This is a genomic window from Nocardiopsis sp. M1B1 (genome assembly GCF_052466615.1).
The window spans coordinates 2791976-2818711 of sequence record NZ_CP196194.1; the positions used below are offsets into that span (position 1 = coordinate 2791976).

The 26736-nt window shown below is 72.4% G+C and carries 22 protein-coding genes and 2 pseudogenes; 20 read left to right on the forward strand and 4 right to left on the reverse strand.

Annotation, left to right across the window (positions count from 1 at the left end):
* Window positions 1-92: 92 nt before the first annotated feature.
* Complete coding sequence (locus ACSTA4_RS11920; RefSeq protein ID WP_444963576.1) at window positions 93-1238, reverse strand: S1 family peptidase; 1146 nt, start codon at window positions 1236-1238, stop codon at window positions 93-95.
* Window positions 1239-2032: 794 nt separating this feature from the next.
* Between ACSTA4_RS11920 and ACSTA4_RS11925 the strand changes: the two genes are divergently transcribed.
* The 6 genes and pseudogenes from ACSTA4_RS11925 to ACSTA4_RS11950 form a co-directional block, all read left to right on the forward strand.
* Window positions 2033-2236, forward strand: a complete 204-nt coding sequence (locus tag ACSTA4_RS11925) for a ubiquitin-like protein Pup (protein ID WP_013152531.1) — start codon at window positions 2033-2035, stop codon at window positions 2234-2236.
* Window positions 2237-2402: 166 nt separating this feature from the next.
* Window positions 2403-3245, forward strand: coding sequence for a proteasome subunit beta (prcB, locus tag ACSTA4_RS11930; RefSeq protein WP_444963577.1), 843 nt, complete (start codon window positions 2403-2405; stop codon window positions 3243-3245).
* 54 nt (window positions 3246-3299) lie between these two features.
* Window positions 3300-4052, forward strand: a complete 753-nt coding sequence (gene prcA / locus ACSTA4_RS11935) for a proteasome subunit alpha (protein WP_444963578.1) — start codon at window positions 3300-3302, stop codon at window positions 4050-4052.
* A 114-nt stretch (window positions 4053-4166) separates the two neighbouring features.
* On the forward strand, window positions 4167-5525 hold the full coding sequence (pafA, locus tag ACSTA4_RS11940; RefSeq protein ID WP_047871713.1) for a Pup--protein ligase: 1359 nt from the start codon (window positions 4167-4169) through the stop codon (window positions 5523-5525).
* 152 nt (window positions 5526-5677) lie between these two features.
* Window positions 5678-6781 carry an FKBP-type peptidyl-prolyl cis-trans isomerase gene (locus tag ACSTA4_RS11945; RefSeq protein ID WP_444963579.1) on the forward strand — a complete coding sequence of 368 codons (1104 nt, stop codon included), beginning with the start codon at window positions 5678-5680 and terminating at the stop codon, window positions 6779-6781.
* A 235-nt stretch (window positions 6782-7016) separates the two neighbouring features.
* A pseudogene (locus ACSTA4_RS11950) lies at window positions 7017-8006 on the forward strand (methionyl-tRNA formyltransferase); the annotation flags it as partial.
* 700 nt (window positions 8007-8706) lie between these two features.
* On the opposite strand, the gene ACSTA4_RS11955 reads toward ACSTA4_RS11950, so the two are convergent.
* Entirely contained in the window at window positions 8707-9822 is a 1116-nt protein-coding gene (locus ACSTA4_RS11955) for a DUF3866 family protein (protein WP_444963580.1), read from the reverse strand.
* 98 nt (window positions 9823-9920) lie between these two features.
* On the opposite strand from ACSTA4_RS11955, the gene ACSTA4_RS11960 reads away from it, so the two are divergent.
* The 5 genes from ACSTA4_RS11960 (at window position 9921) to ACSTA4_RS11980 (ending at window position 14163) form a co-directional block, all read left to right on the forward strand.
* Window positions 9921-11972 (forward strand): helix-turn-helix transcriptional regulator, encoded by a 2052-nt coding sequence (locus ACSTA4_RS11960; RefSeq protein ID WP_444963581.1) that lies wholly within the window; start codon window positions 9921-9923, stop codon window positions 11970-11972.
* Between the two features lie 60 nt (window positions 11973-12032).
* Window positions 12033-12218 carry a hypothetical protein gene (locus ACSTA4_RS11965; RefSeq protein ID WP_212640339.1) on the forward strand — a complete coding sequence of 62 codons (186 nt, stop codon included), beginning with the start codon at window positions 12033-12035 and terminating at the stop codon, window positions 12216-12218.
* Between the two features lie 66 nt (window positions 12219-12284).
* Window positions 12285-12626, forward strand: a complete 342-nt coding sequence (gene tatA / locus ACSTA4_RS11970; protein WP_444963582.1) for a Sec-independent protein translocase subunit TatA — start codon at window positions 12285-12287, stop codon at window positions 12624-12626.
* Between the two features lie 155 nt (window positions 12627-12781).
* Window positions 12782-13633: a twin-arginine translocase subunit TatC gene (tatC, locus tag ACSTA4_RS11975; protein ID WP_444964152.1), complete on the forward strand. Its 852-nt coding sequence runs from the start codon at window positions 12782-12784 to the stop codon at window positions 13631-13633.
* A 104-nt stretch (window positions 13634-13737) separates the two neighbouring features.
* The gene (locus ACSTA4_RS11980; RefSeq protein ID WP_444963583.1) at window positions 13738-14163 is read left to right on the forward strand and encodes a DUF397 domain-containing protein; all 426 of its coding nucleotides are present in this window, start codon (window positions 13738-13740) and stop codon (window positions 14161-14163) included.
* Between the two features lie 139 nt (window positions 14164-14302).
* On the opposite strand, the gene ACSTA4_RS11985 is transcribed toward ACSTA4_RS11980, so the two are convergent.
* Entirely contained in the window at window positions 14303-15259 is a 957-nt protein-coding gene (locus ACSTA4_RS11985) for a sporulation protein (protein WP_444963584.1), read from the reverse strand.
* 537 nt (window positions 15260-15796) lie between these two features.
* Between ACSTA4_RS11985 and ACSTA4_RS11990 the strand changes: the two genes are divergently transcribed.
* Window positions 15797-16210: a hypothetical protein gene (locus tag ACSTA4_RS11990; protein WP_444963585.1), complete on the forward strand. Its 414-nt coding sequence runs from the start codon at window positions 15797-15799 to the stop codon at window positions 16208-16210.
* A 470-nt stretch (window positions 16211-16680) separates the two neighbouring features.
* Here the strand turns inward: ACSTA4_RS11990 and ACSTA4_RS11995 are convergent, their stop codons facing one another.
* Complete coding sequence (locus ACSTA4_RS11995; protein ID WP_444964153.1) at window positions 16681-17973, reverse strand: DUF222 domain-containing protein; 1293 nt, start codon at window positions 17971-17973, stop codon at window positions 16681-16683.
* Window positions 17974-18797: 824 nt separating this feature from the next.
* Here ACSTA4_RS11995 and ACSTA4_RS12000 point away from each other — a divergent pair.
* The 8 genes and pseudogenes from ACSTA4_RS12000 to ACSTA4_RS12035 all read left to right on the forward strand — a co-directional run bounded on the left by ACSTA4_RS12000 (window position 18798) and on the right by ACSTA4_RS12035 (window position 26674).
* Window positions 18798-18959: a hypothetical protein gene (locus ACSTA4_RS12000; RefSeq protein ID WP_444963586.1), complete on the forward strand. Its 162-nt coding sequence runs from the start codon at window positions 18798-18800 to the stop codon at window positions 18957-18959.
* Window positions 18956-19045, forward strand: a complete 90-nt coding sequence (locus ACSTA4_RS12005) for a potassium-transporting ATPase subunit F (protein ID WP_017564843.1) — start codon at window positions 18956-18958, stop codon at window positions 19043-19045. The genes ACSTA4_RS12000 and ACSTA4_RS12005 overlap by 4 nt, the downstream gene beginning before the upstream one ends.
* The gene (gene kdpA / locus ACSTA4_RS12010) at window positions 19045-20730 is read left to right on the forward strand and encodes a potassium-transporting ATPase subunit KdpA (RefSeq protein ID WP_444963587.1); all 1686 of its coding nucleotides are present in this window, start codon (window positions 19045-19047) and stop codon (window positions 20728-20730) included. The genes ACSTA4_RS12005 and kdpA overlap by 1 nt, the downstream gene beginning before the upstream one ends.
* Window positions 20727-21794 (forward strand): annotated as a pseudogene (locus ACSTA4_RS12015) (HAD-IC family P-type ATPase); the annotation flags it as partial. The gene kdpA and the pseudogene ACSTA4_RS12015, both read left to right, overlap by 4 nt.
* A gap of 29 nt (window positions 21795-21823) precedes the next feature.
* Window positions 21824-22183, forward strand: coding sequence for a winged helix-turn-helix domain-containing protein (locus tag ACSTA4_RS12020; protein WP_444963588.1), 360 nt, complete (start codon window positions 21824-21826; stop codon window positions 22181-22183).
* A 117-nt stretch (window positions 22184-22300) separates the two neighbouring features.
* Complete coding sequence (gene tatA, locus ACSTA4_RS12025; protein WP_444963589.1) at window positions 22301-22588, forward strand: Sec-independent protein translocase subunit TatA; 288 nt, start codon at window positions 22301-22303, stop codon at window positions 22586-22588.
* 324 nt (window positions 22589-22912) lie between these two features.
* Entirely contained in the window at window positions 22913-23809 is an 897-nt protein-coding gene (locus tag ACSTA4_RS12030) for a diacylglycerol/lipid kinase family protein (RefSeq protein ID WP_444963590.1), read from the forward strand.
* A 12-nt stretch (window positions 23810-23821) separates the two neighbouring features.
* Window positions 23822-26674, forward strand: coding sequence for a DEAD/DEAH box helicase (locus tag ACSTA4_RS12035; RefSeq protein ID WP_444963591.1), 2853 nt, complete (start codon window positions 23822-23824; stop codon window positions 26672-26674).
* Window positions 26675-26736: the final 62 nt, after the last annotated feature.

Below are 26736 nucleotides of genomic sequence, written 5' to 3' on the forward strand. Positions count from 1 at the left end.
GGAGAACGGGCGTGCCCGCGCGAGGCGCCCCACGAGAAAAGGCGCCCCCGCCCACTGCCGTGGACGGGGGCGCCGTGGGCGCTGCCGGAGCGCTAACCGGTCACCAGGGACAGCCCCCAGCTGCTCAGCAGGGGAGTGACCTCCTGGTAGTAGGTCGTGCCGCCGACGGAGCAGTTGCCGGAGCCGCCGGAGGTGACGCCCTGGGCCTGCGAGCCGGAGATGAACGAGCCGCCGGAGTCACCGGGCTCGGCGCACACGTCCGTCCGGGTCAGGTCCTGGACCGTGCCCTGCGGGTAGCGCACCGTCTGGCCGCGGACCTCGATGGTTCCGCAGTGCCAGCCGGTGGTGGAGCCGGAGCGGCACACCGCCGAGCCGGCCGGGGCCTGGCTGGAACCCGACACGGCCTGGGGGCTGCCGGAGTCGTACCGGCTGACCAGGTTGGTCACGTTCCAGTTGGAGGTGGCCGCGACGAAGGCGCCGTCGCTGCCCGGGAAGACGGACTCCTGGAACGTTCCCGAGCCGCTGCCGTCGGAGCTCTCGGCTCCGGTGCCGACGGTGCCGCAGTGGCCCGCCGTCACGAAGCCGCCCGCGCCGGAGCCGTCGGTCACGGCGAACCCGACCGAGCAGCGTCCGCCGCCCATGTAGTACGCCTCGCCACCGACGATGTCGGCGAACAGGCGCGGCGTCTCGTCGGTCTCCTCCACCTGGACGGCGGAGGGGTCCACGCCCGCGGCCTCGATGAGGCCGTCTGCGCTGGCGCCCTCGGAGACCTGGACCACGACGGTGTCCTTCTCCACGTCCGGGTACCAGCCGACGACCCCTTCCCGGCCGCCGGTCTCGTTGAGGTCCTCGACGATCTCGGTCAGGCCCTCGGTGCCGTGTGAGACCACGGTGGCCTCGGCGCCGGTGGCCTCGACGGCCTCGACGGCCGAGGAGTCGGTCACCAGCACGGTGAGCTGGAGGGTCTCGGTGTCGAACAGGGAGCCGCCGTAGGCCTCGCCCGCGGCCTCGGTGGCCTCGGCGTCGGTCTCGATCGCCTCTTCCTGCGCCGAGAGCAGCTCCTCGGCCCCGAGCGGGGTGAGGCCGAGGTCTCTCTGCAGCGCTTCCATCATCGTCTGGGCCTCGCTCGCTGGCTCGGCCGGTACGGTCGCCGCACTGGCGCCCGGCGTCACGGAGAACGCCAGACCGAACGCGAGTGCGCCGGTGCCGATAGCGGAGATAGCGGGGGAGGGTCGCATAGATCCCTACTCTCCTCGGGGAACTGACGGGGGTTCGGGGCCCGACGCCCGCCGGCGAGGGCGTCGGACTCCGGTGGGGCCGTGCAGGGGGCCCGACCCCACGGTGTGCCTGCCGAGGGCCCTGTCGCCAAGACACTCGGTAAGCGAACACACACCATAAGTGCACAACCTGGATAGCGGAAGAGCGGATGCGGGGGTCCACCTTTCCAGGGATGATCGGGTCATCGGATGACCGAATTAATCGCAATATGTGACGCATGGTGATGATGTGTCTGACCTTGCGCTTCTCCACCGGTATCGCTTCCGCAACACGGAAGCGCGGTGTTGGCAAGGGGTACCCCGTGGCCGGATGCGGCCATCGGAAACGGATGCCATCCGTGACCATTCGGACACGTAGGAGTAACCCCGAAGGTCAGGGCGGTGACCCGCGGGTAACTCCCGTGCGCGGACCGAACAGCGGTACCTGTGGCGCTCCACCCCGGAGGGCGCGGTGCGGGTTCCCGCGGGGCGCGTGGAGGGCGGGAGCAGGCCCCTCCGCGCCTCCGTGCGGGCCGCCCCGCTCCCTCCGGACCGGAGGGAACACGGACCCGGCGGCCCTGTCGATCCCGCGCCGAGGCGGCTGTGACACGCCCGGGGCGCGGCGCACACGCGTACGAGCACGTGCGCGCGCACGTGGGACGACCCGAGGTAACTAGCGAGTATCGGGCCCCGGGAAGGGGGTTGAGGCGCCCGGTGTTGGGCCAAGATAAGGGCAAGAGCCCCGAACGGGGAGCCCGAACGGGAGGTAACAGGCTATGGCGACGAAGGACACGGGCGGCCAGAAGCACGCCTCGCGCCGCGACGAGGAGGTCGAGGAGACCGAGGCCTCGGCGGACGTTCAGGAGCGCAAGGACCAACTGGACGAGGACGTCGACGACATCCTCGACGAGATCGACGACGTGCTGGAGAGCAACGCCGAGGACTTCGTCCGACAGTTCGTGCAGAAGGGCGGCCAGTAGCCGCCCCGCGGCGGTTCGCTGACAGCGCACTCCAGCGCCGCCAGCCCCGCCGCGCACAGGACTAGGGTCAGTTCCAACGGTCGGCGCACAGCCACCGCAGACAACAAGGACAACAGGCGCCCCACCCGCCCCCATGCCGGGGTGGGGCGCGCGTGGAGGGAGTCGCGTGTTCGAAGGGTTCGAGGGCGGACGGTTGCCCGCCGCTTTCATGAGTGCGGGAACCTCGTCCTTCACCGAGTTTCTCAGTTCGGTCCGCCCCGAGATGCTGCCCGGACACAAGCTGCCCCCGGGCGGCGGGACCGAGCACCTCACCCCCGACGCCACGACCATCGTCGCGCTGACCTTCCCCGGCGGCGTGCTCCTGGCGGGCGACCGCAGGGCCACGCAGGGCAACGTCATCGCCAACCGCGACATGGAGAAGGTCTTCCGCACCGACGAGTACTCCGCCGTGGCCATCGCGGGTTCGGCCGGGTTCGGCATCGAGCTGGCCCGCCTCTACCAGGTCGAGCTGGAGCACTACGAGAAGATGGAGGGCCGCTCGCTCTCACTGGAGGGTAAGGCCAACAAGCTCGCCCAGATGGTGCGCGGCAACCTCGGCCTGGCCATGCAGGGCTTCGTCGTCGTCCCGCTGCTGGTCGGCTACGACGAGAACACCGGGCAGGGCCGCGTGTTCAGCTACGACGCCACCGGCGGCCGCTACGAGGAGCAGCGCTACCACTCCATCGGCTCCGGATCGGTCTTCGCCAGGGGCGCGATCAAGAAGCTCTACCGCGAGGACCTCGACCAGACCGGCGCCGCCAAGGTCGCCCTGGAGGCCCTCTACGACGCCGCCGACGACGACTCCGCCACCGGCGGCCCCGACCTGCACCGCAAGATCTTCCCCCTCGTCGACGTCGTCACCGAGGACGGCCACCGCCGTCTGCCCACCGAGGACGTGGCCCGCCTGGCGACCGAGGTGGTCCAGGGACGCGCGGCCGACCCCGACGGCCCCACGGCCACGCTGGGCTGAACCGGCCCCGTCCCACACCAGACATCTCCCGACTAGGTAAGGAAACGATCCGCGGTGTCGATGCCGTTCTACGTCGCCCCCGAACAGCAGATGAAGGACAAGGCGGACTACGCGCGCAAGGGCATCGCGCGCGGCCGCAGCGCCGTCGTCCTGCAGTACGAGGGCGGGATCCTCCTGGTGGCGGACAACATGTCCCGCACCCTGCACAAGATCAGCGAGCTCTACGACCGGATCGGCTTCGCCGCCGTCGGCCGCTACCCCGAGTTCGAGAACCTGCGCCTGATGGGCGTGCGCTTCGCCGACGTGCGCGGGTACCAGTACGACCGCCGCGACGTCAGCGGGCGCCAGCTCGCCAACATCTACGCCCAGACCCTGGGCACCGTGTTCAGCGAGAGCCTCAAGCCGTGGGAGGTGGAGATCGTCGTCGCCGAGGTCGGCGACACCTCCGCCGACGACGAGATCTACCGCATCACCTTCGACGGCTCCATCGTCGACGAGCAGGGCTTCGTGGCCGTGGGCGGCTCCTCCGAGCACGTGTCCGGGGTGCTCAAGGACCGCTTCGCCGCCGACGCCCCCCTCAGCGCCGCCCTCAACGCGGCCACCCACGCCCTGGCCAGGGAGAACGGCGAGGAGCGCGAACTGGAGGCCACCAACCTGGAGGTCGCGGTCCTGGAGCGCTCCAGGGAGCACCGCAAGTTCCGCCGCATCCACGGCCAGCGCCTGACCGACCTCATCGAGGAGGGCAGGGCGGCCGGAGGCGGCACCGCGAGCACCGGGAGCACCACCACGGGCGGGACCGACGAGTGACCTGGAAACGATGATTCACGGTGCGGCGCTCCCGAGGCGCCGCACCGGCCGGGCGGGTGTGGACGGCGCGGCCCCGTCGTCCGCACCCCGGTGACGGGAAGTTGGTGAGGCCGCGTGGAACGACGGATCTTCGGGCTGGAGAACGAGTACGGGGTCACGTGCACCTTCCGTGGACAGCGACGGCTGTCCCCGGACGAGGTCGCCCGCTACCTCTTCCGCAGGGTGGTCTCCTGGGGGCGCAGCAGCAACGTGTTCCTGCGCAACGGCGCCCGCCTGTACCTGGACGTGGGCAGCCACCCCGAGTACGCCACCCCCGAGTGCGACAGCCTCGTGGACCTGGTGGCCCACGACAAGGCCGGTGAGCGCATCCTGGAGGGGCTGCAGGTCGACGCCGAGCAGCGCCTGCACGAGGAGGGCATCGCCGGGGACATCTACCTGTTCAAGAACAACACCGACTCGGCGGGCAACTCCTACGGCTGCCACGAGAACTACCTCGTGGGACGGCACGGGGAGTTCGGACGCCTGGCCGACGTGCTCATCCCCTTCCTGGTCACCCGCCAGATCGTCTGCGGCGCCGGAAAGGTGCTCCAGACCCCCCGGGGCGCCCTGTTCTGCGTCAGCCAGCGCGCCGAGCACATCTGGGAGGGCGTCTCCTCGGCCACCACCCGCTCGCGCCCCATCATCAACACCCGCGACGAGCCGCACGCGGACGCCGAGCGCTTCCGGCGCCTGCACGTCATCGTCGGCGACTCCAACATGAGCGAGACCACCACCCTGCTCAAGCTGGGCTCCACCGACCTGGTGCTGCGCATGATCGAGGCCGGGGTGGTCATGCGCGACTACACGCTGGAGAACCCGATCCGGGCCATCCGCGAGGTCAGCCACGACATGACCGGCCGCCGCAAGGTGCGCCTGGCCAACGGGCGCGAGGCCAGCGCGCTGGAGATCCAGCGCGAGTACCTGGACAAGGTGCAGAGCTACGTCGACCGGCACGGCACCGACGCCACCGGAAAGCGCGTCCTGGAACTGTGGCAGCGCACCCTGGAGGCGGTCGAGACCCAGAACCTGGAGACCGTCTCCCGCGAGATCGACTGGGTGGCCAAGTACCTGCTGCTGGAGCGCTACCGCGACAAGCACGATCTGTCCCTGTCCTCGCCGCGGGTGGCCCAGCTCGACCTGACCTACCACGACATCCACCGCGACCGGGGGCTGTTCTACCTGCTCCAGAGCCGCGGCCAGATGGAGCGGGTGGTCGGCGACCTCAAGATCTTCGAGGCCAAGTCGGTGCCGCCGCAGACCACGCGGGCCCGGCTGCGCGGCGAGTTCATCCGGCGTGCCCAGGAGCAGCGCCGCGACTTCACGGTGGACTGGGTCCACCTCAAGCTCAACGACCAGGCCCAGCGCACGGTGCTGTGCAAGGACCCCTTCAAGTCGGTGGACGAGCGGGTGGAGAAGCTCATCGCCGGCATGTAGGACTTCCGGTCCCCTGCTCCCGGAGCCCCGTCCGGCGGTCGAAGGCCGTCCGCGGCGGGGCTCCGGCGTTCGTGGTGTTCCAGGGGATGGTTACGGCCCTTCTTTTCGGTAGTGTGACTCTGTCCCAAGCCGGAAATCAGAGGTTGTGACCCATGCACCGACGTGCTGCCGCCCTCGCGGTGCCGCTGACCGCGATCGCCCTGGCGGTCTCAAGCTGCGGAAACATCCCCGAAGAGTGGCGTACTCCCGCCTTCATGCGTATGGGGGAGGACCAGCTCGACCCGCGGCTTCCCGAAGTCACCGGCGAGGTCGGTGAGGAACCGGAGGTCGCCTTCCCCGACGAGGAGCCCCCGACCGAGCAGATCTCGGGCGTCGTCGACGAGGGCCCGGGCGAGAACGAGCTGGTGCGCGCCGACGACCTCCTGATCGCCAACGTCGTCCAGTTCCAGTGGACCGGCCCCGGCGAGGGCGAGCCCGTCGAGGGGCAGTCCAGCTACGAGACCGGCGCCCCGGACCTGATCCGCATGGAGCAGATGCCCGCTGAGATCAGCGACGTCCTGGTCAGCCAGCCGGTCGGCAGCCGCGCCGTGTACGTCTTCCCGCCCCTCACCGAGCAGGAGCGCCAGCAGGCCGAGATGTCGGGGCAGCCCGTCCAGGAGGGCGCGAGCGTCCTGGTCATCGACCTGATGGACCGCTTCAACAAGGGTTCGGTCGTGCAGGGCGAGCAGGTCACCGACGGCGGCGACGGCCTGCCCACGGTGACCCAGGAGGGCCACAGCGAGCCCACCATCGAGGTCCCCGACACCGACCCCCCCGAGGACCTGGAGGTCGTGCCGCTCATCGAGGGCGACGGCGCCGAGGTCGAGGAGGGCCAGCAGGTCATCGTCCAGTACAGCGGTGTGCGCTGGGAGGCCGACGAGAACGGCGAGCACCCGGTGTTCGACTCCACCTGGAGCCGCGGCGGCGACCCCTTCGACACCACGATCGGCGCTGGCGCGGTCATCGAGGGCTGGGACGAGGGCATCGTCGGCCAGCCGGTCGGCAGCCGCCTGATGCTGGTCGTGCCCGGCGACATGGCCTACGGCCAGACCGAGGAGGAGTCCGGGGGAGCCCCCGCAGGGACGCTGGTCTTCGTCATCGACATCCTGGGCGCCTACGACAACCCGCCGCCCCCCGAGCCCGCCGAGGGCGAGGGCGCCGGCGGCGAGGAGGCCGCACCGGAGGAGTCCCCCGCGCCCGAGGAGGGCGGGGAGTAGCCCACCCGGCGCGTCCCGTGCACGCCCGGGACCGGGGAGCGGTCCCCGGCCGAGCCGAGCGCGCACACCCGGACAGCCGACACCGGACGCCCCCGCGGGGAGGACACCCGCGGGGGCGTCCGCGTGTCCGGAGCGCTCCCGCCCGGGCGGACACGCCCGGGTACCGCGTTCCACTGCCCTTCCCCGGCCGGTGCGTAGAGTCGAATCCATCGGTGGACGGGCGAGGGGGAAGCTCATGTCAGACCGTCGGCGCTACTGCTACGTCTCCGGGCTGGGCCTCGGGGTCCCGGCGCTGGAGGAGCTGTGCGCCCAAGGCTTCCCGCCCAGCCTGGTGGTGTCCCACCCGGCCGAGCTGGCCCACTGCTCCGGCTACCACGACTACGGGACCCTCGCCGGCCGGCTCGGTCTGCCGCACCTGCGAGCCGCCCTCGGCTCGCCCGAGGCGCGCCAGGCCCTCACCGACCACGGCATCGACCTGATGGTCGTCGCGGGCTGGTCGGGAGACGTTCCGGAGGATGTCCTGTCCTCCCTGGCGTTGGGCGGGGTCGGACTGCACCCGGCGCCGCTGCCCGTCGGCCGGGGTCGGGCGCCCATCCCGTGGACCATCCTGCGCGACATGCGCTCCAGCGCCGTGACCCTCTTCCACATCGAGGGGGAGGAGCACAGCGGCGACATCGTCGACCAGGCCTGGTTCGACGTGGCCCCGGACGCCACCGCCGCCGGTCTGTACGAACGCGTGGGGCTCCTCCAAACGGAACTGCTCGTGCGCCACGTGGAGGGGCTGCTGGAGGGCAGCGCGCCCCGGCGGCCGCAGAGCGGCCACGCGTCGGTGTGGCCGCGTCGGCGCCCCAGCGACGGCCACCTCGACCTCACCGCCTCCGGAAGCGACGTGGACCGGATGGTGCGCGCGCTGGCCGAGCCCTACCCGGGGGCGTTCGCGATGTTCGGCAGCGCCCGGATCACGCTGTGCTCGGGCCGCCTGGTGGACGGGGTCACCGGCGGGGCGCCCGGGCAGGTGGTCGCGACCGGCCGGGGACGGGAGTGGGGGATCACCTGCGGGGACGGGGCCGTGTTCGTGCCCGAGGCGCTGCGGGTGGACGAAGGGGTGCGCGCCCGGCCGACCTCGTTGGCGATGTTTCGGCCCGGAACCTTCTTCGAGGCCCCCTCCCAGCACATGCTGGAGGGCACCCGGCGGGCGCCCCTGCCCGGCCAGGCGCCGAGCGGGCCGAACAGGGTCGTGCCCGCGGCCCGGACCGCGCCGGAGGCGCGGGTCCCTGGGGAGGGGGAGGGAGACGCGCGGTCGCGGGCTTCGGAGGAGCGGTCACGGGCACTGGAGGAGGGGGCTTCCGGGGCGGAGGTGTCGGGTGCGCCCGATGGATCGGGTGCTTCGGGTGCTTCGGGTGCGTTGGGGGTGGACGGGGCGGCCGGGGCGGAACCCCGGACCCCGGAGGCGCAGGCGGGGGACGGTACGGACCTCGCGTCCGGGATCATGGCGGGTGACCCCGGTCCGGCCGACCAGCGCTGAGGAGCGAGGCAGACCGGAGCCCGCGGCCCACGAAGGGGCGTTCGAGGCCGGAGCCTGGAACCCGTGGTTGTGGGGGGACGCGGAGCCCGGCGCTTTGGATGGACGCGATGGTGCGTGGAAGCCTTGGAACGCGGAGCCCAGCACCTTGGAAGGACACGGCGGGGGCACGGAGTTCTGGGCGGGGCGAACCGGCCGAGCCCGGGGCGGGAGGCGCGGAAGCCTTGGAGGCGGAGCCCGGAGCACGGAGCCTTGGGCGCGGAGCCCGGGGCCTTGGGGCGGACCTTCCGAAGGGCGGGCAGCACGGAGCGGTCGGGGTGGGAGCACCCCCTTTAACCAGGGTAGAAGCCCGGCCCCAGCCCGAACCAGACCGTTTTGGAGCCTGTGGACAACCCGCCCGCGCCTACAGCAGCGCGGCCGCGTGGCGGCCCGCCGCCGCGGCGCTCAGGAAGGCCGCGCGGTCCTCCTCCAGGCCCCGGCCCATCGTCGACACCTTCACCGGAAGCGTCCGCACCGCCTCCTCCAGCCCCTCCACACCCACCTCCACCAGGGTGTGCCGCTCGCCCAGAGCCCCGGCCTGCACGCGCACGCGCTCGCCGAACACCCCTGGCAGCAGCGGCACCACCACCTCCGCCCGAGCCAGCGCCACCCGCCCGTAGGCGGTCAGGCTGTGGTGCGACACCCCCCGGTGCCGCTCGCGCGCGTCGGCCTCGCTCACCCGCAGCGACGCCACCGGACGCCCGCCCAGCACCGCCGCCGCGTTCACCGCCTCACCGCACGAGACGCCCGAGAACCCCCACGGAGTCCCGGTGCCCAGGTTGCCCGGGCCCTGGCACACCACCGCCACGTCCGCGCCCAGCACGTGCCGGGCCGCCAGCAGACCCGAGTGCACGGTCACCGCCTCCAGGTCGCCGCCGAAGGACTGCCCCGTGGTCACGCACCCCGCCAGCAGCCCCTCCTCGCGCAGCGCGCCGACCAGCCGCGAGAACGCCGCGGGCAGCGCGCCCCCGTCCAGCATCACGTGGACGATCCGCGTCCCCGGCCGGTGCGCCCGCACCCCCGCCACCACCGCGGGCAGCGCCGAGTGCAGGTCGGCCACCACCACCGGCATGCCCTCCACGCCCTCGGCCGAGCGCAGCACCTCGTGGTGGGGCGAGCCCTGCTCGTCGGCGCCCAGCACGGTGGCCTGCAACGGCGTGTAGCGGGCCTTGACCAGGTGGCCGGGGCCCCGGGGGTCGGGGGGCAGCCGGTCGGGCACGGCCACCACCAGCGCGTACCCGCCCGTCCCCAGCCCCAGGTCCAGGGCGCCGGTGTTGAGCAGCACGGTGTCGCCCGCCTCGGGCGAGCCCACCAGGTCGGTGTAGGCCAGCGCGCGGCACGTCACCTCCCCGCCCGCTCCCGCGGCCCCGCGGCCTCTTCGGTCCGCTCCGGGCACGGGTTCCAGCGCCACCGCGCACAGCACGACCCCCGGCCAGGAGGGGAGGATCTGACGGACTTCACCACGGCGCCACCGGATCATGCAAGGCACGGTACCGTCGTTGCTGAACCGGTGCCCGGGCGACGCGCCAGCGTCAGCCGCCGCCGGTCCATCCACCACGGGCGAGAAGGGTGCGGACGATGTCGCGCAGGAAGACGGAACGACAGCTGAACCTGGTCATCTGTCTGTTGTCCACGCGCCGCCACCTGACCGCTCAGGAGATCAGGAAGACGGTGCACGGCTACGCCGAGGCCGAGACCGAGTCCGCCTTCAAGCGCATGTTCGAGCGCGACAAGCGCGAACTGCGCGACAGCGGCATCCCCATCCAGGTGGGCACCGGCGACGCCATCAGCGGCGAGGAGGGCTACCGCATCTCCCGCTCCGACTACGAGCTGCCCGAGATCGAACTCCTGCCCGACGAGGCCCTCGTCCTGGGCCTGGCCGCCCGCGCCTGGCGGCACGCCTCCCTCGGCGAGGCCGCCGCCAACGCCCTGTTCAAGCTGCGCTCCGCGGGGGTTCCCGTCGACAGCGAGGCCGCCCCCGGCCTCACGCCCGCCATGCGCACCGACGAGCCCTCCTTCGGCCCCGTCTGGCAGGCCGTGCGCGACCGGCGCCCCGTCTCCTTCGCCTACCGCAAGCCCGGCCAGACCGAGGCCGAGACCCGCGAGGTCGAACCCTGGGGCATCGTCAACCTGCGCGGACACTGGTACGTGGTCGGCCACGACCGCCTGCGCGACGCCCGCCGCGTCTTCCGCCTGGGCCGCATCCGCGGCGAGGTGACCGTCCTGCGCGGCGGCCCCGACGTCGTCGTCCCCGAGGGCGTGGACCTGCGCTCGGTGGTCGCGGGCCACAGCGCCGAGTCCGAGCGCACCGCCGTCCTGCGGGTGCGCACCGACTCCGCGCACGCCCTGCGCCGCAGCGCCCTGCGCGTGGTGCCCGGCGAGCGCGACAGCTCCGGCGTCGGCTGGGACACGCTCACCCTGCCCTACACCGACACCCCCGACCTGGTGCGGCGCGTGGCCTACTTCGGCTCCAACGCGGTCGTCGTCGAACCCGTCGGCGCCCGCGAGGCCATGGCCGCGCACCTGACGGCCACCGCCGAGACCGCCACCGTCGCCGAGGCCGCCGACGGTCCCGGCTCCGCGGAGGAGGCCGAGACCCCCGCCCGCGGTCCCCGCTCCGCCGACCAGCTGCGCCGCCTGCTGATGCTCGTCCCCTACGCCCTGGGCCGCGACGTGCGCGTGCCCGAGGTGGCCCGCCACTTCGGGCTCAGCGAGAAGCAGGTGGTCGCCGACCTCAGCCTGCTGTGGATGTGCGGCCTGCCCGGCTACACCCCCGGAGACCTCATCGACGTCGACCTCGACGCGGCCAGGGAGACCGGCGAGATCATCATCGCCAACGCCGACACCCTCGCCCAGCCGCTGCGCCTGACCGCCGACGAGGCGGCCAGCCTGGTCGTGGGCCTGTCCCTGCTGGAGGCGCTGCCCGAGACCGAGGGACTGGAGACCGGTGCCCTCAAGCGCGTGGGCGAGAAGCTGCGCGCCGCCGCCGGGGCCGCCCTGGGCTCGCTGGCCGACTCGGTCCAGGTGCGCCTGGAGGGTGACGAGCAGGTCGCCCAGACCCAGCGCCGCTGCGCCGACGCCCTGGAGGCGGGTCAGCGCCTGCACCTGCGCTACCTGTCGGGCTACCTGGACCAGGTCACCGAGCGCGACGTGGACCCCATGGGCCTGGTGGTCCAGGACGGCTACCCCTTCCTGGAGGGCTACTGCCACCTGCGCCGGGACGTGCGCCTGTTCCGTCTGGACCGGGTCCTGGAACTGACGGTGCTGCCCTTCGCCGCCGAGGTGCCCGCGGGAGTGGGCCGCCGCGACCTGTCCGGGGGCGTCCTCCAGCGCTCGGAGCGCGACGCCCTGGTCGTCCTGGACCTGGAGCCCGCGGCCCGCTGGGTGACCGAGGACTACGTGTGCGAGTCGGTGACCGAGCTGCCAGGGGGAGGCGTCCGCGCCACCCTGCGCACCCCCGCCCCGGCCTGGGTGGTACGGCTGGCGCTGCGCCTGGGACAGCAGGGGCGCGTGGTGTCCCCCGCGGCTCTCGCCGAGGAGGCCCGGGCCGAGGCCCGCCGTGCGCTGGAGCACTACCGGACGCCCCAAACCTCCGCGAAATTGGTCGAGACCACTTCGTCGCCCGAGTGAGGCCCAGACGTTCACCCAGGGTCAGGGGACAGGTCGGTCCGGAAAGGATAAGGTTGCAGCGTGATCGTCCTCGCTGTCCTGTTCGGTGTGGTCACGGCCGGACTCGTCGCCATCGGCGCCCTGGCGCTGCGCGCACGCCGCGCGGCGGGGGTGCTGTCCCGAGCGGTGGCACGTGCGTCGGACGAGTACCGGGCGAGCAGCGCTGACCTGCGTGAGCGCGTCGGCCGCGGTGACGCGGGGCCGTGATGGCCCCGCGTTCGAATGCGCGTACCATCGAAGGCGCTTGGTCGCGCCCCACAGAGAGGTAGAACCATGGGACCGTTCAACGGACCTACCATCGCCATCCTCATCGTCCTGGCGATCCTGCTCTTCGGAGCCAAGAAGCTCCCGGACCTGGCCCGCTCCCTGGGGCGCAGCGCGCGCATCCTCAAGGCCGAGAGCAAGGGCCTGGTCGACGACGACAACAACGAGTCCGAGGACAACGCGGACACCCGCGCCCAGACCCACCAGCAGCAGGCCCCCCAGCAGAACGCGCCGGGCCAGCCCCAGCAGGGCTACCAGCAGCCCCAGCAGCAGGGCTACCCGCAGCTGCCCCCCGGCCAGCGCATCGTCGACGAGTCCGGTGAGACCACGCACCGCACCTACGGCAACTAGGTTCCCGGAGGCCGCGCGGCGACGCCGCGCGCGCGGGCTCCGCCCCGCCCCGGAGTCCAGGGCCCCGACGCCGAGCGGTACGGGGCCGGAGCAGACGACGAGAGAGTGACCGCACGATGAGGGCACGAAGCCGGGCCACCAACCCCGAGGCCCGGATGCCGCTCATGGACCACCTGCGCGAGCTGCGCAACCGCCTGGCGAAGGCGATGATCGCCCTCGCCCTGGGCGCGGTGGTCGGCTTCCTGGTCTACGACTGGGTCTGGGCCTTCCTGGTGGAGCCCTACTGCTCCCTGCCCGTGTCCCAGGTGACCGGTCCCGACGACTGCTCCCTCATCGTCACCGGGCCCTTCGACGCCTTCTTCGTCGCCTTCAAGATCTGGATGTTCGTCGGCGCGCTCGTCTCCGCGCCGTTCTGGCTGTACCAGCTGTGGGCCTTCGTCGCCCCCGCCCTGCACGGGCGCGAGAAGCGCTACGCCTACATCTTCGCGCCCCTGGCCGCGGTCCTGTTCGCGGTGGGCGCGGCCCTGGCGTACTTCATCACCTCGTACGCGCTGACGATGCTCTTCGGGTTCCTGCCCGAGGACGCCGATCCCTTCCTCACCATCAGCGAGTACCTCAACTACATGCTCATCATGATGGGCATGTTCGGCCTGGGCTTCGTGCTGCCGCTGCTGGTGGCGCTGCTCAACATCATCGGGATCCTGCCGCACGCGGCCATCGCCAAGTGGCGCCGCGTCATCATCTTCACGGTGTTCGTGATCGCGGCCGTCATCACCCCGGCCGAGCCGATCTCGATGCTCGCGCTGGCCCTTCCGCTCGTCGTCCTCTTCGAGGTGGCCGAGCTGTTCGCCTTCCTCAACGACCGGCGCAAGAAGCGCGACGACCCCTACGCCGACCTGGACGACGACCAGATCTCCGAACTCGACGAGACGCCCTCCGAGTTGGACGAGACCCCCTCGCCGCTGGACGGCCCCGACGTCGGCGAGGAGAGCGGAAGGCGCTCCTGAGCCCCTCCGGCACACGCTAGGGTCGGGCGGTGGGACGGACCGCGGCGCCGTCCCGTCGGCCCGGGGAGCCCGGCCGACGCCGGTTGCTGGGAAGAGGAAGTGCGATGAGCGAGCGGACCGAGACCGAGCGGGAGCTCCCGCCCGAGGCCATGGGCAACGAGAAGTGGCACGACACCACCGACGCGGTCTGGATGCGGTCCTCCCTGTCCAAGGAGGAGTCCGAGGCCGTGGTCGAGGTCGCCACCTTCGACGACGGCTTCCGCGCGGTGCGCGACGGCAAGTCCCCCGAGAAGGGCACCCTGTTCTTCACCCCCGCCGAGTGGGAGGCCTTCGTCTTGGGCGCCCGTGACGGCGAGTTCGACATCCCCGAGGAGTACCTCACCGAGGAGGAGCGCCGCATCCAGCGCGGCGAGGTCGACACCGAGGTGGCCTGGGTCCCCTCGCCGCTGAACACCCCCAAGGCGATGGAGGAGTACCACCGCCGCCAGCGCGAGGAGGCCGAGCAGGGCAGCGCGGGGGCCCCAGAGTAGGCCCGGCCCTCCAGCGCGCCGGGCCCCGCCAGCACGGCGGAGCCCGGCGCGCGCCGAGCGGGGCGGAAATCCGGCCCGGAGCCGGACCCGGCCCCGAAGCGGTTCCCCGCCCGGCGGCGCGCACCCCGGAGGCCCGCCCCTACTCCTCCTCTTCCACCTCCTCGGGCTCCTCCTCGCCCTCGAAGGCGTCGCCGATCTCGTCCACGACCTCGGCCGCCACGTAGCCCGCCGCGAGGCCGCCCGCGACACCGAGCGCGACCCCGCCGACGGCGCCGAGCATGCCGCCGCCCTCCTGCTCCCCGTACTCCCCCTCGTGCCCGGAGAACCCGCGGCGCCGGTACAGCGCCTGCCCGATCCACTCGTCCACCGCCCGCGCCCAGTCGGTGTGGTCGGCGTCGGAGTGCTCGGCCCGGAACCAGCTGGGGGCGCCGCCCTCCGAGAACCCCTCGGCGTGGCGGTCGAAGGCGAAGCCCACCCCGACGCCCGCCGGGTCGGCGGAGAAGAGGACCTCCACCTCGCCCACCTCGTGCGCGTGGTGCTCGGCGGGGTGGAACACCAGTGTCTGGAGGAACCCGGCCTCCTCGTGGGGCCCGGGCGCCGGCCAGCCCTCCACTCGAACCCCGGCGAACACGGCCCCCAGCCGCAGCATCGCCTCCAGCACGCGGTCCTGGACCGGCAGCGGGTGGACGTGGACGCGGTCGAGGTCGCCCTTGTCCGCGTCCCCGTCGACGATCACCTCGGTGCGCAGACCCGCCAGGACGCCGGGCAGCGGCGAGCCCCCGGCCTCGGTGACGGGCGCCTGCCAGGGGACGGGATGGCTGAAGGGGATCGACAGGTGCTCCCCGGCGTCCAGGCTCACGCCCGCCGCCACGGGGACGCGGGTGCACTCCGCGCCGCCGGTGGCCTCCCCCTCCTCGTCCTCGGTCCGGGCGACCAGCACGAGGACGATCTCGGCGATCTCGGTGCGGCTCCCGCCGCCCGTGAGCTCGACGCTGCCCTCCAGCAGGTCCCCGGGACGGGTGTGGGGGTGCGGCAGGACGGTGTCGACGGTGGGTCCGTCGTCACCGAAGGCGGCGAGCAGGCGTTTGAAGACCATGGTTTCCTTCCGGGAGGCGTCGTGTGCGCCCCGGCGCGCGGATGGCCGGTGCGCTGGTGTCGCCCGCCCAACGCGGACGCGGTGCGCGCCGGTTCCGCGGGGACCGGGTCCGAGTTCCGGGGGAGGGCTTTGGGGGCGTCCGCAAACTCACCCGTGCTCAGTGTGGCCGGGAGTGTGCGAACGGTGTCCGGCGATGGCACCGGTGGGACCGGCGGGCTCCGCAGGTCCCCGGTGGGTCGCGTCGTGGCCGGGCAGCAGTTGGGAAGTGTTCGGGCAGGGTGGTTGTGGTCCGGCCGATGTCGTTTGGGGCGGGCCGCAACACGGCTGCCCCGTAGTAGCGCCACCCCTGCCCCGTGGTAGCGCCACCCCACCGCAGCGCCGCTTCGCTGCCGTAACCCTTGGCCGGAAGTGGCCAGGGGGTGCGCCGACCGTGGGGCGTGCCTAATCTTGTCCCCATCCTGTGGCCGACCCGACGCGCATGGTCACGGCCCTCAGTGAGCCGTGCCCGGGCGGTCCTCCCGACTCGGAAGGTGCGTGATGGTGCGATTCCTTACCGCGGTCCTCCTGCTCGCGGCGGTGACGGCGTGCGCGGGCACCGACGGAGGCGCTGACGACGGTGCCGCTCCTTCCTCTTCCCTGTCGCCCTCGGCTGCGGAGGCGGTGACGCCGTCCCCGTCTTCCTCACCTTCCCCTTCGTCCTCGGAGTCCGCGGCGGCCGGTTCCGAGGAGGACGCCACTGCCGACGTCTGCGGCAGAGCCATCGAAGCGGCCCAAGCCCGGGAGGACGGCGCCGTCCAGCTCGCGGAGAGCGGGGAGCGGCTGGCTCTGATGGCGGTGGCGGCGGCGCCCGCGATCGACGACGAGGTGCTCCAGATCTACAACGACAACTACGACCAGCCGCAGGAGGCGGTGTCGCTGATCGCGGACTGGTGCGAGGAGAACGGTTACTAGGTTGTTGAGGGGAGCCGCCCCGGAGCGCCCCGGAGCGGTCGCGGGCATGAGGCAGGCGGTCAACGCTTGCTGTGCGCGCGTGGTTGCTCGCTCCGGCGGTGGCGTCTGCTGCCGCGAAGTGGTGCGGGAGGGTGACTAACGCCCGGGGTTGGGAGATGGTCGGCCTCTGCTGCGTTGGCACCAAAGGCAGCGGGTGTCTGGGGGCGCCGTTCAACGCCCCACCTGCTGATGGTGGCCGCAGGTAGCGGCGCCTGCTGCCGCGAAATGGCCCGGGAGGGCGACCAACGCTTGCTGTTCGCGCGTGGTGGGGCTTTGCTGCGTTGGCACCAAAGGCGAGCGGGCCCTCCGGCCTTGGGCAGCGCTACCGGCCCCCGTGGCGAAGGCGGGCGACGGTGGCAGCGACGACGGCTGGCGGCGGGGCCCGGGCCGCCTGTCGGGCGCGGGCATGCCGGGGACCGGCCCGGCCGGGGTCACTCCCGGGGCGGCGGAACCGGAATTCTGTCGGGCGGATGATCTCGTCCCCGTCCCTGCTGTTGGTGTGTGCGGAGTTCGCGTTGGTACTTGGCCCGGTTATGCGGCCCGCACAGCGGTTGCAGGTTGGCCACCACCGTGCGCCCGCCTCGGGAGAAGGACTGCACATGATCGGCCTGGCAGAACGCCACCGGCACCTCACATCCGCCCGGGTGGGCGCAGGTGGTGTGCCCGTGGAAGGCGGCGGTGCGCTGGCGGGCTGAGGCCAGCCGTCGGCTGTGGCCCACGTCCAGGACCTGTCCGGTGGGTGGGGCGGTGAGCATCCGCACGACCTCAGAGTCGGCGGCAAGTTCGTGCACCACACCGGCCGGAATCACCCGACCGTTCTCGTCCAGCGCCGGAACCTCCTGACCCTGAGCGTTCAGGTAGGTCTGCACCGGCACGACGATGCGGATCTGCGCCAGCGGAGCGGGAGTGTTGTCGCACCCGGTGTGGGTGGTGGCAAAACGCAGTGCCGCGATCAGCGCGTCATGCTCACGCTGCGCACGACTGCGTGTGTCCTCGTCCGAGAGCGGGGCGTCGAAGGTCTCGATGGCCGCGCGCACGACCAACGCATCCCCGGACCCGCCCCAGGCCTGCAACTGGTAGCTGCCCTGGAAAGTCTCATGCAAGCTCAAACCACGGGCGGCGTGAGCCGCCTCGTGGTCGCGGTCCAGGCGGTGGGGGTCCAAACGATGCGCGACCTGGCGGGCCACCGCCTGGAGCTGGTTGACCGACAACGCAGGCCGTTCCGCCTTCGCGGCTACCAACGCCGCTTCGAACCCCTGCCGGTACTCCCCCTGATCGGGAAAATGGTCCTCGTCGCGAGTCTGGACGGCTTTGTCGGTGACCTTGGCGATCACCACCGCCTCACCCAACCCCACGGTGCCCTCGGCTACGGCCTGGGCGGTGACAGGCAGGGTCTCCTCGTGTACGTGCTGGGCCAGCCGCGCCAAATCCTTCGCTTGGGCGGTGGGCAGCTTGCCGTGGTGCACCAACCACTTGTCCAACGTGGAGTAGCCGCTGTAGCGGGCCACCGCACCGCGCGCGTACAGGCGCGCCATCCTCGCCAGAGCCTGGTACCGGATCTGGTCCAGCTGGGCCCACAGCGCCGCGACCTCCTCAGCGGCGGCCTCGTCCGCCCCGGGCGGCACTTCGACATTTAGCGCCTGGTCGATGATTTCGCGCGCACCGGCCAGCGCGGCCACGGCCGGGGAACATTCCCCGGGGGCCGCCTTGGGCGCTGTGATCATCATCTCCATACTTCTTATTATAGGCGAGCGCCCGCCTTTTCTCCACTATTCACAGCATCAATTGCCGACTTTTCTTCCCGGGGGCCACTTTTTCGTTGACTGAAATTGGGTTGGGTTAAAGGGTGTCCGAAAAGGCGCGCCCAGAATGGCCTCTTGCCGTTGGCGCGATCGTCGCCCGCGCCGACCACGGGAGTCGGAAGCGTTGCCCTAGGCCGGAGGGCCTGCTTGCCGTTGGTGCCGACGCAGCAGAGTCCGACCACCCTCACACCCCGGGCGTTGGTCGCCCTCCGGTGGTTGCTCCTGCCTTTGGTGCCGCTTTTCGTCGGGGCCCACACCCCCACCCGGCGCCCACCGTTTTCCGCGAACCTTGCCATTTCGCGGCAGCTGGCGCGCTTTCGTTGCCGCCAACAACCCCCAACAGGAACGGCGTAGGGGAGAGGCCTGATGGCGGTCCCTCCCTACCCCTCAACCCATTTTCCTTATTGAGCGCCGAGAGTTTCAGGGCATGCCGAAACATCCGTGGGTGGGATCCCCCCTATTTCCAGGAAACCATCACCACACCACCCACGACCACCCCCAACCCCCGCCTGTGGAAAACCCAGTACCTCCAGAAAAACCGCCCACCCCCGTCCCATCCCAACCCGCCCCGCCCCCTCCTGCCCCGCCCCCGGACCGACCCTCCCGGACCGACCCTTCCCAACCGCCCCGCCCCGCCCTGCCCCACCTCCCCCGAGACACCGAGGTGTAGGGACTCCGTTAGCGTTCGCGCCCCGCCCGCATGGAAACCGTTAGGACGCGCTCCGTCCGCTTTCGCGGGGTCTTGCATGGCTTCGGGGTCCTTCGGGGCCCGCGTCTTCCGCCCTGGAGGACGCACCCGCCCGCGCCTTCCCTGGAGTCCCGCCGTGCTCGACGCCGTCTATCTCCTCGGCGCCCTCGCCGTGTTCGCGCTCGTGGGCGTGATCGGCCGGGGGGTCGAGAAGCTGTGATCGTCCTCGACCTCCTGGCCGCCGCGCTCGCGGTGGCCGCGATCGCCTACCTCGTGTGCGCCCTCGTCAGACCGGAGTGGTTCTGATGACGGTGCTCCTCGCGGCCCTGCCCGTCGCCGCCCTGCCCGTCGTTGCCCTCGCCCTGATCCTGGCCCTGCTGTACCGGCCGGTGGGCGACTACACGGCCCGGGTCTTCACCTCGCCCAAGGACCTGCGGGTCGAGCGCGGGTTCTACCGCCTGGTCGGCGTGGACCCCCGCTCCGAGCAGTCCTGGCCCGCCTACCTGCGCGCCGTGCTCGCCTTCTCGGCCGTGGGCCTGGTCCTGCTCTACCTGCTCCAGCGCCTCCAGCACGTCCTGCCCCACGCACTGGGCCTGCCGCCGGTCCCCGAGGGGCTGGCCTTCAACACGGCCGCCTCGTTCGTGACCAACACCAACTGGCAGTCCTACTCGCCGGAACTGACCCTGGGCTACACCGTCCAGTTCGCCGGGCTCGCCGTCCAGAACTTCGTGTCGGCGAGCACGGGGATCGCCGTCGCGGTCGCCCTCGTCCGCGGCTTCGCCCGCCGCCGTTCGGGCACGATCGGCAACTTCTGGGTGGACCTGACCCGCGGCACGCTGCGCCTCCTGCTCCCCGTGTCCCTGCTGGCCGCCCTGGTGCTCGTCACGGGCGGCGTGGTGCAGAACCTCAACGGCTTCACTGAGGCCGCCACCCTCAGCGGCGCCGTCCAGACCGTCCCCGGCGGTCCGGTCGCCTCGCAGGAGGCCATCAAGATCCTGGGCACCAACGGGGGCGGGTTCTTCAACGCCAACTCGGCGCACCCCTTCGAGAACCCGGCTCCCTGGACCAGCCTGTTCCAGACCGTGCTCATGCTGGTCATCCCGTTCTCCCTGCCGCGCGCCTTCGGGCGGATGGTGGGCAGCCACCGGCAGGGCTACGCGGTCCTCGCCGCCATGGCCGTCCTGTTCACCGCCTCCCTGACCGCGCTCACCCTCCTGGAGGCCCACGGCGCGGGCACCGCGCCCGAGGCGGCCGGGGCCGCCTGGGAGGGCAAGGAGCAGCGGTTCGGCGTGTACGCCTCCACCCTGTTCGGGTCGGCGAGCACGCTGACCTCGACCGGTGCGGTGAACTCGATGTTCGACTCCTACACCGCGCTGGGCGGCATGATGCCCATGGTCAACATGATGCTCGGCGAGGTCGCGCCGGGCGGCGTGGGCTCGGGCCTGTACGGGATGCTCGTGCTGGCCGTCCTGGCGGTGTTCGTCGGCGGCCTGCTGGTCGGGCGCACCCCCGAGTACCTGGGCAAGAAGCTCGGGCCGCGGGAGGTCAAGCTCGCCAGCCTGTACATCCTGGTCACCCCGACCCTGGTGCTGGCCGGTACGGCGCTGAGCTTCGCCGTCCCCGCAGTGCGCGCCGACGTCGTGGCCACCTCCCTCCTCAACCCCGGCCCGCACGGGCTCTCGGAGGTGCTGTACGCGTTCACGTCGGCCTCCAACAACAACGGCTCCGCCTTCGCGGGGCTGACCGCCGACACGCCCTGGTTCAACACCGCCCTGGGCGTGGCCATGCTGCTGGGCCGGTTCGTGCCCGTCGTGTTCGTCCTGGCCCTGGCGGGCTCCCTCGCCGCCCAGGACAGGGTGCCCGCCACACCGGGGACCCTGCCCACCCACCGGCCGCAGTTCGTCGGCCTGCTCGTGGGCGTCACCGGCCTGGTGACCGCCCTGACCTACTTCCCCGTTCTCGCGCTGGGCCCCCTGGCGGAAGGACTGTGAACACCGTGTCCCTGACATCGCACACCTCCGGCACCGACCGGACGACCGCCGAAGTCCCCGGTTCCGGCGACGGTTCCGGCACCGGCCCGGGCAGACCCCGGCGGACCTTCGGCCCCCGCCAGCTCGCCGCGGCCCTGCCCGGCGCGCTGCGCAAGCTCGACCCCAGGTCGATGCGGCACAACCCCGTCATGTTCGTCGTCGAGGCGGGCGCGGCGCTCACCACCGTCCTGGCGGTCGCCGAGCCCTTCCTCGGCGGCCCCGAGCCCTCCGGCGGCTCCCCGGTCCCGGCCGGGTTCACCGGGGCCATCGCCGTCTGGCTGTGGCTGACCGTCCTGTTCGCGAACGTGGCCGAGTCGGTGGCCGAGGGGCGCGGCAAGGCCCAGGCCGACAGCCTGCGCCGCACGCGCACCAGCACCACGGCCAACCGGGTCCGCGACTACGACCCCGCGGCCGACCCCTCCGCCGAGCACGCCGCGACGCATCCGGTCGCCTCCTCCGAGCTGGCCCTCGGCGACGTCGTGGTGGTCTCGGCCGGTGAACTCGTCCCCGGCGACGGCGACGTCGTCTGGGGCATCGCCTCGGTGGACGAGTCGGCGATCACCGGCGAGTCGGCCCCCGTGGTCCGCGAGTCCGGCGGCGACCGCAGCGCCGTGACCGGCGGCACCCGGGTGCTGTCGGACCGGATCGTGGTGCGCGTCACCTCCCGGCCGGGGGAGACCTTCGTGGACCGGATGATCTCCCTGGTCGAGGGCGCCTCGCGTCAGCGCACCCCCAACGAGATCGCGCTCAACATCCTGCTGGCGAGCCTGTCGGTCGTCTTCGTGGTCGTCGCGCTCACCCTGAGCCCGATCGCCGCCCACGTGGGCGCGCCGGTGAGCGTGCCCGTCCTGGTCGCCCTCCTGGTGTGCCTCATCCCCACCACCATCGGCGCCCTGCTCCCGGCCGTGGGCATCGCCGGAATGGACCGGCTCGTGCGCCGCAACGTCCTGGCCGTGTCCGGCCGGGCCGTGGAGGCCGCCGGGGACGTGAGCACCCTGCTGCTCGACAAGACCGGCACCATCACCCCTTCGCCATCGACGAGTTCCTGGCGCGGGTGCGGGCCCTGACCCGCCGGGGCGCTGGCGGCGACGCCGAACCGCTCGTCAGGCTGGGGGAGCTGACCGTGGACCTGTCGGCCCGGACCGTGACCCGCGAGGGCGGCTCGGGGATGGAGGGCGTGCGGCTGACCCCCACCGAGTGGCGCATCCTGGAGATCCTCATGCGCCACGCGGGCAAGCTCGTCACACGCCAGCGGCTGCTGGCGGACGTGTGGGGTTCCGAGCACGTCACCGACACCGGTTACCTGCGCCTGTACGTCTCCCAACTGCGTAAGAAGCTCGAACCCGACCCCAAGGCGCCGCGGTTCCTCATCACCGAGCCCGGCATGGGGTACCGTTTCCAGCCCCCCGGATGACAGGCGCCGCACGCGTGGTTCATCGTTGAGTCGAGCGGCCGTGGACCCGGGGGACCGGGCACCCGAGCCGAGGAGGCCGTGCCACGGGGCACGCCGCGGAAGAAGGAAGTGAGAACGATGGGTTTCGGGGCACGTGAGATCCTGATCCTCCTGGTCATCGCGCTACTGCTGTTCGGAGCCAAGAAGCTCCCGGACCTGGCGCGCTCCCTGGGCCGCAGCGCCCGCATCCTCAAGGCCGAGACCAAGGGCATGCACGACGACGCCGACGGCGCGCGGCCCGCCGAGCCGCAGCGGGCCGCCGCGCAGCCCCAGCCCCGGCGGTCGGCCGCGCAGCCGACGCTGGAGGGCAGGATCATGACCCCCGAGGAGTACGGCACCGCGCGTCCCCACACCGCCGGGAGCTGAGGCCGCCTCGCTGGCCGGGGCCGGGTCCTCGCCTCGGCGGTTGCACGGGCGCGTGATCCGGTACGACCGAAATCCGGGGCCCTCGGTCGGCACGGCGGGGCCCGCGCGGGGCCGCCAGAAACCTGGTGGCCGGCTGGTGCGGCGGCGGGGCCGGTGTGGGTAGTGTGACCGAGCGGGTACCCCGGCAGGGCCCGAGGTCCGGGCCGGGAAGCCCGCAGCCACACCGCCGCGCGCCGTTCCCGCCCCCGTGGCCGACGGGAGACGAGCGCACCGGGCACGAGGCGCCCCGGCGCGCCCCGCGCCCCCGTTCCCGCTAGGACTCCCATGCCCCCACACATCGCCCTCCTGGTCAATCCCGACTCCGGGCGGCGCCGCGCGGCCGTCGTCGCGGTCCGCCTCAAGGAGGCGCTGCGCGAGGCGGGGGCCCGCGTGCACGTGTACACCGGCCGCTCGGCCGCCGACAGCCGCCGCATGGCCCGCCTGGCCGCCTCCGACCGTCCCGACGCGCTCGTGGCCGTGGGCGGCGACGGCCTCGTCCACCAGGCCCTCCAGGCGGTGGTGGGCACCGGGGTCCCGCTGGCCGTGATCCCCACCGGGACCGGCAACGACATCGCCCGCGCCTTCGGCCGCCCGAGAGGGTCGGCCGGGAACGTGGCCGAGGCGATCCTGCGAGGGCGCACCCGCCCCGCCGACGCCGTGCGCCTGACCCTGGCCGACGGCACCCAGCGCTACTTCCTCAGCGTCCTGGCCTGCGGCTTCGACGCCCGGGTCAACGAGCGCGTCAACGGTTTCCGCCACCGGATCGGCCGTGTCGGGTACGTGGCCGGAATCCTGGCCGAGCTGCGCTCCTTCCGCCCCATCGACTACGACATCGAGGTGGACGGGCGCCGCATCGCCGAGCCGGGGATGCTCGTCGCGGTCGGCAACACCAGCGCCTACGGCGGCGGCATGCACGTGTGCCCCGACGCCGTCCCCGACGACGGCATCCTCGACGTGGTCTTCGTCCGCCAGGCGCCGATCGGCCGCTTCCTGAGCGTGTTCCCCCGCGTCTTCAACGGCAGCCACACCGGCCTCGACGAGGTGGTGGTCGAACGCGGTCGCACCGTCACCATCCGCGGCGCGACCGGCGTCGCCTACGCCGACGGTGAACGTATCGGGGAGGCGCCCCTGGTCTGCGAGGTGGCGCCCAAAGCGGTCGAGATGTTGGAGCTGACCTCATAGGCTGGAGGCCATATGAGTAGTCACGCTGAGCGGTACGCCGCCTTCCGTCGGCGCCAGGGGTCCTCCAGCGCCGCCATCGAGGCCTTCCAGGGCCTCTACGGGTTCGAGTTCGACCCCTTCCAGATCCGGGCCTGCAAGGCGCTGGAGAACGGCCACGGGGTGCTGGTGGCCGCGCCGACCGGCTCCGGCAAGACCGTGGTGGGCGAGTTCGCCGTACACCTGGCTCTGGGCGAGGGCACCAAGTGCTTCTACACCACGCCCATCAAGGCGCTGTCCAACCAGAAGTACAACGACCTCGTCAAGCGCTACGGAGCCGACCAGGTCGGCCTGCTGACCGGTGACAACAGCGTCAACGGCGAGGCGCCCGTGGTGGTCATGACCACCGAGGTGCTGCGCAACATGCTCTACGAGGGCTCGGCCACCCTCGGCGGGCTGGCCTACGTGGTGATGGACGAGGTGCACTACCTCGCCGACCGCTTCCGCGGCGCGGTCTGGGAGGAGGTGATCATCCACCTGCCCGAGTCGGTGCGCATGGTCGCCCTCTCGGCCACCGTCAGCAACGCCGAGGAGTTCGGCGAGTGGCTCCAGCAGGTGCGCGGCGACACCACCGTCATCGTGGACGAGAAGCGGCCCGTGCCGCTGTGGCAGCACGTGATGGTCGGCAACCGCGTCCACGACCTGTTCGTGGACATGGAGGAGGACGCCGACCCCGGGTCCGAGGACGGGGAGGGGCGGGAGGGCTCCACCGGGCGCGCCAAGAAGCGAAGGCGCGAGCGCCGCCGCCAGGGCTGGCAGCCCCGCGAGATCGAGGTCGGCGGGCAGAAGCTGCGGATCAACCCCCGGCTGACCCGGTTCGCCGAGGAGGACTCGCGCGTCACCCAGCTGGCCAACCGGCGCCGCCACCCGCAGTCGCGGGCCCGCGGCAACGTGCGCCCGCGCTCGCGGTTCGCGCCGCCCTCGCGGCCCACCATCATCGAGGAGCTGGACGACGACGGCCTGCTGCCCGCGATCACCTTCATCTTCAGCCGGGCGGGGTGCGACGACGCCGTCCGCCAGTGCCTGGCGGCCGGGCTGGTGCTCACCAGCCCGGAGGAGGCCGACGAGATCCGCGAGTACGCCGAGACGCGGTGCGCCGACATCCCGCCCGCCGACTTGGCCGTGCTCGGCTTCGAGCAGTGGCTGCGCGCCCTGGAGGCGGGCATCTCCTCCCACCACGCCGGGATGCTGCCCGCCTTCAAGGAGATCGTCGAGCACCTGTTCTCGCGCGGCCTCATCCGCGCGGTGTTCGCCACCGAGACCCTGGCCCTGGGCATCAACATGCCCGCGCGCACGGTGGTCATCGAGAAACTCGACAAGTGGAACGGCGAGACCCACGCCCAGCTCACCCCCGGCGAGTACACGCAGCTCACCGGACGCGCCGGGCGGCGCGGCATCGACGTGGAGGGCCACGCGGTGGTCGTGTGGCAGGCCGGGACCGACCCCGAGTCGGTGGCCAGCCTCGCGGGCACCCGCACCTACCCCCTCAACTCCAGCTTCCAGCCCTCCTACAACATGGCGGTGAACCTGGTCGGCCAGGTCGGCCGCCAGCGCAGCCGCAACATGCTGGAGGCGTCCTTCGCCCAGTTCCAGGCCGACCGCGCCGTCGTGGGCCTGGTCAAACAGCTGCGCAAGAGCGAGGAGGCCCTGGAGGGCTACGCCCAGGCGGCCGAGTGCCACCTGGGCGACTTCATGGAGTACGCCGCGCTGCGCCGCGCCCTGAGCGACCGCGAGTCCATGCTCTCCAAGAACCGTTCGGCCCGGCGCCGCGACGAGGCCCTGGAGAGCCTGGAGAAGCTGCGCACCGGCGACATCATCCGCATCCCCTCGGGCCGCTACTCCGGGCACGCGGTCGTGCTGGACCCGGGGCTGCGCCACGACCTGCCCGCGCCCCTGGTGCTCACCGTGGACAAGCAGGTCAAGCGGGTCAACGCCAGCGACTTCACCGTGCCGGTGCACCCCTCCGGGCGTATCCGCGTGCCCAAGTCGTTCTCGGCCAAGTCGCCGCGCTCGCGCCAGGACCTGGTCTCCACGCTGCGCAACAAGCTCAAGGAGCGCGGCACCGACCCCGTCTACGAACGCGGTTCGCGCGACGCGGGGGAGGACTCCGAGGTGCTGCGCCTGCGCGGGGAGATGCGCCAGCACCCCTGCCACGGGTGCGCCGACCGCGAGGACCACGCCCGCTGGGCCGAGCGCTACTTCCGCCTGCGCCGGGAGACCGACGGCCTGCGCCGCCGGGTGGAGGGGCGCTCGCACGTCATCTCCCGCACCTTCGACCGCGTGTGCGGGGTGCTGGACGACCTGGGGTACCTGGAGGGCGACAGCGTCTCCGACGACGGGTCGCGGCTGGCCAAGGTCTACTCCGAACTGGACCTGCTCGTGGCCGAGTGCCTGCGCCGCGGCCTGTGGAAGGGGCTGACCCCGGTCGAACTGGCCGCCTGCGCCGCCTCGCTGGTCTACGAGGCGCGCCGGGGCGACGACGCCTATCCGCGCCTGCCCGGCGGGCGGGTGGACGAGACGCTCGCGGAGATGGTGCGCCTGTGGGGCGATCTGTCGGAGGTCGAGTCCCGGCACCGGGTGTCGTTCCTGCGCCAGCCCGACCTGGGCTTCGTGTGGACGGCGCACCGGTGGGCGGGCGGCGACCGGCTGGACGCCATCCTGCGCCAGGCCGACATGCCCGCCGGCGACTTCGTGCGCACCGCCAAGATGCTGGTGGACATGCTCGGCCAGATCGCCGGGGCCAGCGGCGACGCCGAGGTGCGCACCACCGCGCGCAAGGCCGGTGACCTGGTGCGGCGCGGAGTGGTGGCCTACTCCTCGCTCACCTAGCGCACCGGCCGGGACCGTCGCCGGTGGGTCAGGCGGCTGCACGGCCGCGACGGGAGGGGCGG